The organism is Streptomyces sp. NBC_00038 (assembly GCF_026343635.1).
GTDB lineage: Bacteria > Actinomycetota > Actinomycetes > Streptomycetales > Streptomycetaceae > Streptomyces.
The window spans coordinates 1,990,691-2,003,492 of the sequence record NZ_JAPELQ010000001.1 but is presented as its reverse complement, the minus strand read 5'-3'; the positions used below and the strand labels follow the sequence as shown (position 1 = coordinate 2,003,492).

Sequence of the window (12,802 nt, the reverse complement as noted above, 5' to 3'; positions counted from 1 at the left end):
CTCCACATGATGCCTGCGAGAGGCGTCAGCGCCCCCGGGCATCGTCCACAGTTTCGTCACGGCCAACATAGGCGACCGGCGGGGCGGCTGTCCGCATCCCGCGCGACCGAAATTTCGCAGCTGGCGGTCAGGATTTCGTCACGGTCATCTTGTTGATCACGACGGTCGCGTTGGGTGCTCCGTCGCCCGCGCCGGTGTTCTCGCCGGCTTTGGCGATCTTCTCCAGGACCGTCATTCCGGACTTGGAAATAGTTCCGAACGGTGTGTAGTTGGCCGGCAGCTGACTGTCCTGGTACACGAGGAAGAACTGACTGCCACCCGTGTCGCGGCCCTTGTCCGTCGTGGCGTCGTACGTGTTGGCCATCGCCACCGTGCCCGCCGGGTACACACCCCCCGTCAGGGTTTTGTCCTTCAGGTTCTCGTCCGGGATCGTGTAGCCGGGAGTGCCGGAGCCGGTGCCCGTCGGGTCACCGCACTGCAGCACGTAGATGCCGTTGGTGGTGAGCCGGTGGCACTTCGTGTGGTCGAAGAAGCCCTTGCCCGCGAGGAAGCTGAACGAGTTCACGGTGTGCGGCGCCGCGGCCGTCTTCAGCGCGATGTCTATCTCGCCGCAGGTCGTCGCCATCTTCATCGTGTAGTCCGCGGACTTGTCGATGGTGATCGCCGGCTCCTTCTTCCAGGTCAGCGTCGTCACCTCGCCCGCGGCGGCCTTCTCGCAGGGATCCGGCGCCGCGCTCGGCGCCGAGGCGCTCGGGGTCGCCTCCGCGCTCGCGTCGGCCTTGCTGTCGTCGTTCTTGAACACACCGGTCGCGTACGACACGACGCTGCCCACCACGATGACGCCGAGAACCGAGGCGATGATGGCGTTGCGTGCACGTGTCTTGCGCCGCGCGGCCGTGCGCCGCTGCTGCTGTCGCAAGAACTTCTCCCGGGCGAGCTGACGCCGCCGCTGCTCCTGGGTGACCACCGGGTTTTCTCCTCATGCGTCTCGTACGTCAAGTGGGACGCGTGCGTCTTGTGAGCCGACCGCCTGCGTGTGCCCCGTACCGTATATGGGTTCGCTGAGGATTCGGCAGCGCCGGTAGGCTCTGATCCACAGCCGCCCGCCCCGTACGACGCCGTATGACCTCGTACGCCACAAACGAAGGACGATCGTGCTCATTGCCGGGTTCCCCGCAGGGGCCTGGGGGACCAACTGTTATCTGGTCGCCCCCGGCGCGGGTGAGGAGTGCGTGATCATCGACCCGGGCCATCAGGCCACCCAGGGAGTCGAGGACGCGCTCAGGAAGCATCGGCTCAAGCCCGTCGCGGTCATCCTGACCCACGGCCACATCGACCATGTCGCCTCGGTCGTCCCGGTGTGCGGAGCGCATGACGTACCGGCCTGGATCCACCCCGAGGACCGGTACATGATGAGCGACCCGGAGAAGGCGCTCGGCCGTTCCATCGGGATGCCGCTGATGGGCGAACTGACCGTCGGGGAGCCGGACGACGTCCATGAACTGACCGACGGCGCGCGGCTGGAACTGGCCGGCCTGGAGCTGTCCGTCGCGCACGCGCCCGGCCATACGAAGGGGTCGGTGGCCTTCCAGATGCCCGAGAACACGGACATCCCGTCCGTTTTCTTCTCCGGGGATCTGCTCTTCGCCGGCTCCATCGGACGCACCGACATGCCTGGCGGCTCGCACGCCGAGATGCTCGACTCGCTGGCCCGCGTGTGCCTGCCGCTCGACGACTCGACCGTGGTGCTGTCCGGCCACGGCCCCCAGACGACCATCGGCCAGGAGCGCGCCACCAACCCGTATCTGCGGGAAGTGGCCGCCGGCCTCGGGAGCACGGACGCTCCCCGACGAGGAATGTGACGAGAGACTTCCCGTGAGCACCTTCAAGGCCCCCAAGGGCACGTACGACCTGATCCCGCCGGAGTCGGCCAAGTACCTCGCCGTTCGCGAGGCGATCGCGGCCCCGCTGCGCAACTCCGGCTACGGCTACATCGAGACGCCCGGCTTCGAGAACGTCGAGCTGTTCGCGCGCGGGGTCGGCGAGTCCACCGACATCGTGACCAAAGAGATGTACGCCTTCGAGACCAAGGGCGGTGACAGGCTGGCGCTGCGCCCGGAGGGCACCGCGTCCGTGCTGCGCGCCGCGCTCGAGGCCAACCTGCACAAGGCGGGCAACCTTCCGGTCAAGCTCTGGTACTCGGGCTCCTACTACCGCTACGAGCGCCCCCAGAAGGGCCGCTACCGGCACTTCTCACAGGTGGGCGCCGAGGCCATCGGTGCCGAGGACCCGGCGCTCGACGCCGAGTTGATCATCCTCGCCGACCAGGCGTACCGCTCGCTCGGGCTGCGCGACTTCCGCATCCTGCTGAACTCCCTGGGCGACCAGGAGTGCCGTCCCGTCTACCGGGCCGCCCTTCAGGACTTCCTGCGCGGGCTGAACCTGGACGAGGAGACGCTCCGCCGCGCCGAGATCAACCCGCTGCGGGTCCTCGACGACAAGCGCGACGACGTCCAGAAGCAGCTGGTGGGTGCGCCGCTGCTGCGTGACTACCTGTGCGACGCGTGCAAGGCGTACCACGAGGAGGTGCGCGAGCTGATCACGGCGGCGGGCGTCTCCTTCGAGGACGACCCGAGGCTCGTGCGCGGGCTCGACTACTACACCCGGACCACCTTCGAGTTCGTCCACGACGGTCTCGGGTCCCAGTCCGCGGTCGGCGGCGGCGGCCGCTACGACGGTCTCTCCGAGATGATCGGCGGGCCCGCGCTGCCGTCCGTGGGGTGGGCCCTCGGCGTCGACCGTACGGTCCTCGCCCTGGAGGCCGAGGGTGTGTCCCTCGAACTCCCCGCGTCCACCAGTGTGTTCGCGGTGCCGCTGGGGGAGGAGGCCCGGCGGGTGCTCTTCGGTGTGGTCACCGAGCTGCGCAAGGCGGGGGTCGCGGCGGACTTCTCCTACGGGGCGAAGGGGCTCAAGGGCGCGATGAAGAACGCGAACCGGTCGGGGGCGCGGTACACGATCGTCGCCGGTGAGCGGGATCTCGCCGAAGGCGTTGTGCAGTTGAAGGACATGGAGTCGGGGGAGCAGGTCTCGGTGGCGGTGGATGGGGTCGTGGCGGAGCTTGGGGCGCGGCTGGGCTGAGGGTTTTTCGCCCCCTCCGCCCCTGCCCATCCCGTACTTCCGGGCTCCGCCCGGTTTCAGCCCCTCCGGCGTTTGAGGAGCGGGGGTTTGGGGGCGGAGCCCCCAAGTGACGGGAATGGGCAGGGGCGGAGGGGGCGAAAAACCTCACTCCAGCAACCCCAACCGCATCGCCGAGGTGACCGCGGCCGTCCGGTCGTCAACCCCCAACTTCCCGAAGACCCGTAGCAGATGGGTCTTCACCGTGGACTCCCCGATGAAGAGCCGACGCCCGATCTCCGCGTTGGTGCACCCCTCGGCGACCAGCCGAAGGACAGCCGCCTCGCGCTCGGACAGCCGCGGCCGCTCCGGCTTCGTACGGAGCTGGTCGACGAGCCGCGCCGCCACGGACGGGGCGAGCACCGTCTCCCCACGAGCCGCCGCCCGAACCGCGTCCGCGAGCTCACCACGCGGGAGATCCTTGAGCAGATACCCCGCCGCCCCGGCCTCCACGGCCCGCAGGATGTCCCGGTCCGTCTCGTACGTCGTCAGCACGACGACCCGGCACGGCAACCCGGCCGCGGTCATCCGGACGATCGAGTCGACACCCCCGCCACCCGGCATACGCAGGTCCATGAGCACGATGTCCGGCCGGAGTTCGGCGGCCAGCGCCTCCGCCTGAGGCCCGCTGGACGCGTCGGCGATCACCTCGAGGTCGGGCTCGGCGCTGAGCATCGCGCGCAGCCCTTCGCGTACGACGGGATGGTCGTCGGCGAGGACGATCCGGATCACGAGCCACTCCTTGGGACGGGCAGGCGGACGGTGACGGTGGTACCGACGCCGGGCGAACTGCGCACCTGCGCCGTGCCGCCCACCTCGGTGGCCCGGGAGCGCAGGCCCGCCAGACCGTAGCCGCCGACCGGCGCGGAGGGGTCGAAACCGGGGCCGTCGTCGCGCACGGACACGGTGAGGGCCCCGGCGGCGTACGCCAGGGCGATGCCGACGGCAGCCGAACCGCCCGCGTGCTTGCGGGCGTTGGTCAGCGCCTCCTGGCAGGAGCGCAGGACGACCACCTCGGCCGCGGCGGGGACCGCGCGCACGGGACCGGTCACCTCGACGGTCGCGTCATGGCGGGCGGCGAGGCGGCGCAGCGCGTCGGGAAGCGAGGCGCCGTCGAGGTCGGCGGGTGTGCCTCCGGTGACCAGGGCCCGCGCCTCGGCGAGGTTCTGCCGGGCGGTCTCGGCCATCAGCGCAAGGTGTCGGCGGGCCTGCGGCAGATCGCGGTCGAGCTCTGCCTCGACGGCCTGGACGAGCATCAGCAGGCTGGTGAAGCCCTGTGCGAGGGTGTCGTGGATCTCCCGGGAGAACCTCTCGCGCTCGGCGAGCGCACCGTGCGCGGCGGAGAGCCGGGCGATCTCATGACGGCCGGCGTCCAACTCGGCGATCAGCGAAGCCCGTTCCCGGCTCTGCTCGATGATGCGGATGATCCAGCTGCCGAGGACCGCCGAGAACACGAGGGTGACCACGGCGAAGACTGAGTTGAAGAAGACGTCATGGTCGCTGGGCCACCACAGCAGTGCCCAGCCCACCACCGGGGCGATGTTGATGACGGTCACGGCGGTGAGGGCCCAGCGCAGGCGCAGGGCCATGAAGCACTGGGGGACGAGCGCGAACGTCATCAGGCGGGTCTCGCCGACCAGTACGCCGGGTGGCAGGAAGAGCACGATCGCCCCCGCGATGTAGCCGAGGGCGTGCCTCTCGTCAGGGAGCTCGGAGGTGAGGACGGGGCGCCCGACCGCCACGTACCAGGGAACCAGCAGCAGGAGCAGCCCCGCGGCGGCGACGCGGACCTGCCACCCCGGATAGTTCGTGCCGAGCACGAACACCAGGGTGGCCACCCACACGATCGCGAAGTACGAGTCCCACAGCAGGAACGAGCGGTCCCAGGTGTCCGACTCCCGCGGCCCGTTCGACTCCCGTTGCCCATGCGTATCCCGAGGCCCGTCCGGTTCCCGCGGTCCGTCCGGCGTCGAGCCCGGAGCGTCGAGTGGCCCGCCCGGGACACCGGCACTCATCCGTCGCGCCGGTTCTTCCACCGGAAGGTCAGCAGACACAGCAGCAATCCTCCGACGCACCATGCCCCGAGCACCAGGGCGATCCGCCCGAACTCCCAACTGCCCGCCTGTTCAAGGACGCTCGCCGACTCCGGCAGGAACACACCGCGCAGCCCCTGGCACATCCACTTCAGCGGGAACAGCGCGCCGATGTTCAGCATCCAGTCCGGGATCGTGTCGATCGCGATGTACACCCCGGAGATGAACTGCAGTACCAGGAAGGGCAGTACGACCACGGAGGTGGCGCTCCTGCCGGACTTCGGGACCGAGCTGATCGCGATGCCGAGCAGGGCGCACGCCGTGAGCCCCAGGACGAAGACCCAGGCGAAGTCGAACCACTTGCCGATGTCCGAGGGCAGATCGACGTCGTACAACGTCGTGCCGACCAGGAGCAGGACCGCCGTCTCCAGCACGCCGGTCACGAGAACCAGCCAGATCTTGCCGAGGAAGTACGCGGCCGGTGGCATCGGCGTCCCGCGCAGCCGCCGCAGCACCCTCTCGTCCCGTTCGATCGCGATCGAGATGCCGAGGGACTGGAAGCTGGTGGACATGATCCCCGCGGCCATCATCGCCGGGACGTACAGCTGCGAGGCGGTGATGCCCGCGCCCTCCACGTCGTCGCTGAAGATCGACGCGAACAGGAAGAGGAAGACGACCGGGAAGGCGAAGGTGAACACCACCTGCTCGCGCTGGCGGAAGAACTGCTTGAGCTCCAGGGCGCCCTGGTGGAGACCGAGCCCCCAGGCCCCGGGAAGCCGCCCGGCAATGGCCTCACCACGTGTGCGTACGGCGGTCGTGGTCATCGTCCGTCCTCCTGTCCGGTCAGTCGCAGATAGACGTCCTCCAAGGTGGGGCGGAGCACGCGCAGCCCCGGAATCTCGCCGTCGAAGCGGCGGGTCAGCTCCGCGACCGTACGTGTGGGTGTGTCGGTGTGCTCGGCGCGCGGTGTGCCGTCGGACTCCGTCCACTCCACGGTGGCCCCGGTGCCGTAGCGCTCCCGCAGCGCGGCGGGCTCGCCCTCGGCGACGACCTGGCCGTTCGCGATGACCGCGAGCCGGTGCGCGAGCGCCTCCGCCTCCTCCAGGTAGTGCGTGGTCAGCAGGATCGTCGTGCCCTCGTCGGCCAGTTTCCGGATGAGTTCCCAGAACTGTCGCCTGGCCGCCGGGTCGAAGCCGGTGGTCGGCTCGTCCAGGAGCAGCAGGTCCGGGCCGCCGATCACGCCGAGCGCCACGTCCAGTCGCCTGCGCTGGCCACCCGACAGCGCCTTGATGCGGCTGCCGGCCTTCCCCTCCAGACCGACCAGACCGATGACTTCCTCGGGATCGCGGGGCTTCGGGTAATAGCGGGCGAAATGCCGCACGGTCTCGCGCACCGTCAACTCGGCGGGCGCGGATTCGTCCTGCCACACGATGCCGACCCGCGAGCGCCACGCGCGCGTGGCCTTCGCCGGGTCCGCGCCGAGTACGGAGACCTCGCCCGCGTCCCGGCCCCGGTTGCCCTGGAGGATCTCCACGGTCGTGCTCTTGCCGGCCCCGTTGGGTCCGAGCAGGCCGAACACCTCGCCCCGCCGGATGCCGAGATCGATGCCGTCGACGGCGGTCACGTCGCCGTACCGCTTGCGCAGGCCCCGTACGTCCACCGCGAGTTGGTCCGCATGAGTTGTCATGCCGACGAGCCTCCCGCCGAACCGAACCCTCCGGGACGACCGTGCGTACTTCCTTATGTCCATCGAACGGTGGACACACGCGCGCGTGCGGCACAATGTCCGTGCCCGGGGGCCCCTTCGAAGCTACGGAAACGGCGTGATGAGCAAGACGACAGTCAAGGACGTCTCCACCGACCGGGAAGACCGCACCGCCGCCGCTCCGCGGACGGTCGGCGGCAGTCGTGCGCTCGCCCTGCTGCTGGTGATCACCGGTGCGGCCGGCCTTCTTGCCGCGTGGGTCATCACGATCGACAAGTTCAAGCTCCTGGAGAACCCGGACTTCGTGCCCGGGTGCAGCCTGAACCCGGTCGTCTCCTGCGGCAACATCATGAAGAGCGACCAGGCCTCGGCCTTCGGGTTCCCCAACCCGATGCTCGGTCTCGCGGCGTACGCCATCGTGATCGGCGTCGGCATGAGCCTGCTGGCGCGCGCCACCTTCCCGCGCTGGTACTGGCTGACCTTCAACTTCGGCACGCTCTTCGGCGTCGGATTCTGCACCTGGCTGCAGTTCCAGTCGCTGTACCGCATCAACTCGCTCTGCCTGTGGTGCTGCCTGGCCTGGGTCGCGACGATCATCATGTTCTGGTACGTGACCTCGTCCAACATCCGCAACGGCTTCCTGCCCGCGCCGAGCTGGCTGAAGAGCTTCTTCGGCGAGTTCACCTGGGTGCTGCCGGTGCTGCACATCGGGATCATCGGGATGCTGATCCTGACGCGCTGGTGGGACTTCTGGATGAGCTGACAGCGCCGAGGGCAATGTCAGTGGCGTGACATAGGGTTTTGCACGTGGAGCCCGACCTATTCACCGCCGCAGCGGAAGAGCGCCAGGAGAAGGACCCGTCCAGCAGTCCCCTGGCGGTCCGGATGCGCCCGCGTGTCCTCGACGAGGTCGTGGGCCAGCAGCATCTGCTGAAGCCGGGCTCACCCCTGCGTCGACTGGTCGAGGAGAGCGGCGGGGGCCCGGCCGGGCCCTCCTCGGTGATCCTCTGGGGCCCGCCCGGCACCGGCAAGACGACCTTGGCGTACGTGGTCTCCAAGGCGACGAACAAGCGCTTCGTCGAACTCTCCGCGATCACCGCGGGCGTCAAGGAAGTGCGCGCCGTCATCGAAAGCGCGCGCCGTGCCACCGGCGGCTTCGGCAAGGAGACCGTCCTCTTCCTCGACGAGATCCACCGCTTCAGCAAGGCCCAGCAGGACTCGCTCCTCCCGGCCGTCGAGAACCGCTGGGTGACGCTGATCGCGGCGACCACCGAGAACCCGTACTTCTCGGTGATCTCACCTCTGCTCTCGCGCTCCCTCCTCCTCACCCTCGAACCGCTCAGCGACGACGACCTGCGCGGCCTCCTCAAGCGCGCACTCAGCGACGAGCGCGGCCTCAAGGATGCTGTCACCCTCCCCGAGGACACCGCTGAGCACCTTCTGCGGATCGCCGGCGGCGACGCCCGCCGTGCCCTGACCGCCCTGGAGGCCGCCGCCGGGGCCGCGCTCGACAAGGGGGAGCCGGAGATCACCCTCCAGACCCTGGAGGAAACGGTCGACCGGGCCGCGGTGACGTACGACCGCGACGGCGACCAGCACTACGACGTGGCGAGCGCGCTCATCAAGTCCATCCGCGGCTCCGACGTGGACGCGGCCCTGCACTATCTGGCCCGGATGATCGAGGCCGGTGAGGACCCCCGCTTCATCGCCCGCCGCCTGATGATCTCCGCCAGCGAGGACATCGGCCTGGCCGATCCGAACGCGCTGCCCATAGCCGTCGCGGCCGCCCAGGCCGTCGCGATGATCGGCTTCCCCGAGGCCGCCCTCACCCTCAGCCACGCCACCATCGCCCTCGCCCTGGCGCCCAAGTCGAACGCCGCGACGACGGCGATCGGCGCCGCCATGGAGGACGTACGCAAGGGGCACGCGGGACCGGTGCCGATGCACCTGCGGGACGGGCACTACAAGGGCGCGGCCAAGCTCGGGCACGCACAGGGGTACGTGTATCCGCACGACCTGCCCGAGGGCATCGCCTCCCAGCAGTACGCCCCGGAGGAGCTCAAGGACCGGGAGTACTACACGCCGACCCGCCACGGCGCCGAGGCGCGCTACGCGGACGCGGTGGAATGGACCAGGAAGCACCTCGGTCGAGGGCGGGCCTGACCACCCTGTAGAATCCTCGAAGCGCTGCGTCCCGTGTCCGGCTCCGGTCGGCACCACCAGAACGGGACATCCAGCCGGAGCCCCCGCCTCCACGGGGGGATTCCAGGAGCGTCGCGCACCGTCGAAGGTGTCGCGGGCAGCCCACCACCCTCCCGGTACCGGGAAACGGTCGGTGGGCCACTCGCGTGCTGCACGTATGTGCCCAGTCCAGGGAGCGGCTGCCCAGCAGGTCCACAAGGGCCCGCAGGGTTTCCCAGGCTGCGGATGCGACCTCCCTTAACTCTGGTGAGCCGAAACCCAGGAAAGAGAAACAGTGGCGAATCAGTCCCGCCCCAAGGTCAAGAAGTCGCGTGCCCTCGGCATCGCGCTGACCCCGAAGGCCGTCAAGTACTTCGAGGCCCGCCCCTACCCGCCGGGCGAGCACGGCCGTGGCCGTAAGCAGAACTCGGACTACAAGGTCCGTCTGCTCGAGAAGCAGCGTCTGCGCGCGCAGTACGACGTGTCCGAGCGCCAGCTCGTCCGCGCCTACGAGCGTGCCTCCAAGGTCCAGGGCAAGACCGGTGAGGCCCTGATCATCGAGCTCGAGCGCCGTCTCGACGCGCTGGTCTTGCGTTCGGGCATCGCCCGCACGATCTACCAGGCCCGCCAGATGGTCGTCCACGGCCACATCGAGGTCAACGGCGGCAAGGTCGACAAGCCGTCGTTCCGCGTCAAGCCCGACGACGTCGTCATGGTCCGCGAGCGCAGCCGCAGCAAGACGCTGTTCGAGGTCTCCCGCGCCGGTGGGTTCGCCCCCGACGGCGAGACCCCGCGCTACCTCCAGGTGAACCTCGGCGCCCTGGCGTTCCGCCTGGACCGCGAGCCGAACCGCAAGGAGATCCCGGTGATCTGCGACGAGCAGCTCGTCGTCGAGTACTACGCCCGCTGATCACCTCTCAGCGGACGTAGCACCACCTGCGCGTCAGCCCGTCGTCTCCCCGCCCTTCGAGGTGGGCGAGACGGCGGGCTTCCGCATGTCCGGAGGCAGCCCGCGCGGCGCCGGCAGCGCACCGAGCGGCCGCGCCCCGGCCCGCCCCAGCGCCCGCGCCACCGTCGCCTCCTGCCCGAGGCCCGCACCCTCCCGTACGCACTCCTCGTACCGCTCGTCACCCAGCTGCTCTCGGGCACGCGCCTCGCACCGCTCGTGCGGGGCGTTGTAGTACGCCGAGCCGAACAGCGGCAGACCCACCGACGGCCACATCCGGGACGCCGCCCCCTGCAGCAGCGCGGCCTCCGCCGGATCGCCCTCCGCTGTGGTGACCAGCGCGAGCAGCTCGATCGCGAGGACCGTGCCGAGCAGATCGTTGAAGGCATGGCCGATGCCGATGCCCTCCTCCAGGAGATGCCGGGCCCGCGCCTGGTCGCCCCCTGCCTGAGCCCCGTACGCCAGGACGTACAGGGCGTACGCCAGCGCCCAGCGTTCCCCGTGGTCCTCGCACACCCGGCGGACGTCCTCGCACAGCTTCAGCGCGCCGGGCAGATCCCCCTGGAACGCCAGGGCCATCGCCAGCTCGACCTGGCCCATCAGTACGTTGCTGTTGAGCTCGCCGATCCGGTGGTAGCGGTCAAGGGCCGAGCGCAGCAGGGATTCGGCGCGCGGCATGTCGTCCGTGACCAGGGCAAGGCAGCCGGTGCGGTGCTCGGCGTACGCCACGGCCGTGGGATTGCCGGTACGGTCCGCCTCCTCGCGGCACTCCTGGAGGGCGGTCAGGGCGGGCACGATGTCGCCCTGCAGAACCGCCACATAGCCAAGCACCCACAGCGCCTTGAGCCGTGACTGATCGCGATCGCTTTCGAGTTCGACGCCTCGCTCCAGCCAGTGCCGCCCCTCCGACAGCCGGCCGCAGCCGACCCAGTAGAACCAGAGGGTGCCCGCGAGGTACTGGCCAAGATGCGCCTCACCCGGCTCGGTCAGGCAGTGCTCAAGGGCGCCGCGCAGATTCGGCAGCTCCGTCTCGACGCGTGCGGCGACCTCGCCCTGCCTCGGCGAGAACCAGTCCAGCTCGCACCAGGTGGCCAGGCCCATGTACCAGTCGCGGTGGCGACGCCGCAGCCGTGGCGCGTCGCCCGTGGCCTCCAGCCAGTCGGCGCCGTATGCCCGGACCGTGTCCAGCATCCGGTAGCGCACGCCCGCCGCCGTCTCCTCGCGGGACAGCACGGACTGGGCGAGCAGCTCGCCCAGAACGTCGAGCACGTCGTCGGTGTGCAGCCCTTCGCCGCTGCACACGTACTCGACGGCCTCCAGGTCGAACTGCCCCGCGAAGACCGACAGGCGCGACCACAGCAGCCGCTCCTCGCGCGTGCACAGTTCATGGCTCCAGCCGATCGCCGTACGCAGGGTCTGATGCCGCGGCAGCGCGTCGCGCCCCCCGCCCGTCAGCAACCGGAAGCGGTCCTCCAGGCGGGACAGCAACTGCGCGGGGGAGAGGGCGCTCAGCCGCCCCGCCGCCAGCTCGACGGCGAGCGGGATCCCGTCGAGGCGCCGGCACAGCTCCCGTACGTCGGACCGGTTGCCGTCGTCCAGCGCGAACCCCGGCACCCGGGCCGCCGCCCGGTTCTCGAACAGCTCAGCCGCCTCCCGCTCGGCCAGCGGCGCCAGCGGGAACAGCAACTCGCCCTCGACGTCCAGCGGCCTGCGCCCCACGGCCAGTACCCGCAGCCCCGGCGCACACCTGAGCAGCTCGGCCACCAGGGAGGCGCACACGTCCACCAGGTGCTCGAACCCGTCGAGGACCAGCAGGAGTTGGCGCTCGGCTAGATGGTCGACAAGGACCTGGCGCGGCGGTTTCGACGTCTGGTCCGTCAGGCTGAGGGCCGCGACGACCGCGTGCTCGACGAGGTCCGGCTCGCGCACCGCGGACAGTTCCACCCGCCAAGTCCCGTCGCGGACCTCGGTCCGAGCCGCGGCACGCGCCGCGAACCGTGACTTGCCGACGCCTCCCATGCCCGTCACGGTCACCAGGCGGGCCGTCTCCAGGGTCTCTGCGAGCCGCGCCAGTTCGGTCGAGCGGCCCACGAACGCGTTGAGTTCCAGGGGCAGATTGCCGAGCGGTGAACGGTCGGAGCGCTGAGAGCCTCGCATGGAACACGGAGCGTACTGACCTGTAAGCGGTCCGTACAATCGCTTCGCACAACTCTGGCGCCGGGCGGAGGTAATGCGGTACGGACCGGCGGCCCCGGCGCGATAGGCTCGGGAAACTGAATTTTTGGTTTCCGATGTTCAATGCACATACCAGGGAGCGGGTGCACACAGTGTCCGGTGGAGAGGTGGCCGGGATCCTGGTGGCCGTCTTCTGGGCGATCCTGGTCTCCTTTCTCGCCGTCGCGCTGGCGAGGCTGGCCCAGACGCTCAGGGCGACCACCAAGCTCGTGGCGGACGTGACCGACCAGGCCGTCCCGCTGCTGGCCGACGCCTCCTCGGCGGTGCGCTCCGCACAGACCCAGATCGACCGCGTCGACGCCATCGCCTCGGACGTCCAGGAGGTCACGTCGAACGCGTCGGCGCTGTCCACCACGGTCGCCTCCACCTTCGGCGGCCCCCTGGTCAAGGTCGCGGCGTTCGGCTACGGCGTGCGCCGGGCCATCGGAGGCCGCCGTGAGAACGAGCCCCCCAAGGCGTCCCGACGTACCGTGATCGTGGGCCGCACCGTCCCGTCCGCACGACGGGGAAAGCGGAAGAAGGACTGAC

At 69.9% G+C, this 12,802-nt stretch carries 12 protein-coding genes; 6 read left to right on the top strand and 6 right to left on the bottom strand.

Annotation, left to right across the window (positions count from 1 at the left end):
* Window positions 1–127: 127 nt before the first annotated feature.
* The gene (locus OG219_RS09280) at window positions 128–967 is read right to left on the bottom strand and encodes a peptidylprolyl isomerase (RefSeq protein ID WP_266824792.1); all 840 of its coding nucleotides are present in this window, start codon (window positions 965–967) and stop codon (window positions 128–130) included.
* Between the two features lie 187 nt (window positions 968–1,154).
* Here OG219_RS09280 and OG219_RS09275 point away from each other — a divergent pair, with 187 nt between their 5' ends.
* Together OG219_RS09275 and hisS are read left to right on the top strand one after the other, a co-directional pair.
* Complete coding sequence (locus OG219_RS09275) at window positions 1,155–1,862, top strand: MBL fold metallo-hydrolase (protein WP_266824790.1); 708 nt, start codon at window positions 1,155–1,157, stop codon at window positions 1,860–1,862.
* Between the two features lie 13 nt (window positions 1,863–1,875).
* On the top strand, window positions 1,876–3,138 hold the full coding sequence (gene hisS / locus OG219_RS09270; RefSeq protein WP_266824788.1) for a histidine--tRNA ligase: 1,263 nt from the start codon (window positions 1,876–1,878) through the stop codon (window positions 3,136–3,138).
* 144 nt (window positions 3,139–3,282) lie between these two features.
* Here the strand turns inward: hisS and OG219_RS09265 are convergent, their stop codons facing one another.
* The 4 genes from OG219_RS09265 to OG219_RS09250 are packed head-to-tail and all read right to left on the bottom strand — an operon-like array spanning window position 3,283 to window position 6,894.
* A complete protein-coding gene (locus tag OG219_RS09265; RefSeq protein WP_266824786.1) occupies window positions 3,283–3,906 on the bottom strand; it encodes a response regulator transcription factor in 624 nt (207 codons plus the stop codon).
* Window positions 3,903–5,189 carry a sensor histidine kinase gene (locus OG219_RS09260; RefSeq protein WP_266824784.1) on the bottom strand — a complete coding sequence of 429 codons (1,287 nt, stop codon included), beginning with the start codon at window positions 5,187–5,189 and terminating at the stop codon, window positions 3,903–3,905. Before OG219_RS09260 ends, OG219_RS09265 begins: the two co-directional genes overlap by 4 nt.
* Complete coding sequence (locus OG219_RS09255) at window positions 5,186–6,031, bottom strand: ABC transporter permease (protein WP_266824782.1); 846 nt, start codon at window positions 6,029–6,031, stop codon at window positions 5,186–5,188. The genes OG219_RS09260 and OG219_RS09255 overlap by 4 nt, the downstream gene beginning before the upstream one ends.
* Window positions 6,028–6,894 (bottom strand): ABC transporter ATP-binding protein, encoded by an 867-nt coding sequence (locus OG219_RS09250; protein ID WP_266824780.1) that lies wholly within the window; start codon window positions 6,892–6,894, stop codon window positions 6,028–6,030. Before OG219_RS09250 ends, OG219_RS09255 begins: the two co-directional genes overlap by 4 nt.
* A 139-nt stretch (window positions 6,895–7,033) precedes the next feature.
* Here OG219_RS09250 and OG219_RS09245 point away from each other — a divergent pair, with 139 nt between their 5' ends.
* From OG219_RS09245 to rpsD, 3 genes are all read left to right on the top strand, one after another.
* On the top strand, window positions 7,034–7,675 hold the full coding sequence (locus OG219_RS09245) for a vitamin K epoxide reductase family protein (protein ID WP_266824778.1): 642 nt from the start codon (window positions 7,034–7,036) through the stop codon (window positions 7,673–7,675).
* Window positions 7,676–7,719: 44 nt separating this feature from the next.
* Complete coding sequence (locus tag OG219_RS09240; RefSeq protein WP_266824776.1) at window positions 7,720–9,075, top strand: replication-associated recombination protein A; 1,356 nt, start codon at window positions 7,720–7,722, stop codon at window positions 9,073–9,075.
* A 313-nt stretch (window positions 9,076–9,388) separates the two neighbouring features.
* Complete coding sequence (gene rpsD, locus OG219_RS09235) at window positions 9,389–10,003, top strand: 30S ribosomal protein S4 (RefSeq protein WP_043683972.1); 615 nt, start codon at window positions 9,389–9,391, stop codon at window positions 10,001–10,003.
* 33 nt (window positions 10,004–10,036) lie between these two features.
* On the opposite strand, the gene OG219_RS09230 is transcribed toward rpsD, so the two are convergent.
* The gene (locus tag OG219_RS09230) at window positions 10,037–12,196 is read right to left on the bottom strand and encodes an AAA family ATPase (protein ID WP_266824773.1); all 2,160 of its coding nucleotides are present in this window, start codon (window positions 12,194–12,196) and stop codon (window positions 10,037–10,039) included.
* Between the two features lie 161 nt (window positions 12,197–12,357).
* On the opposite strand from OG219_RS09230, the gene OG219_RS09225 reads away from it, so the two are divergent.
* The gene (locus tag OG219_RS09225; protein ID WP_266467576.1) at window positions 12,358–12,801 is read left to right on the top strand and encodes a DUF948 domain-containing protein; all 444 of its coding nucleotides are present in this window, start codon (window positions 12,358–12,360) and stop codon (window positions 12,799–12,801) included.
* Window position 12,802 lies beyond the last annotated feature (1 nt).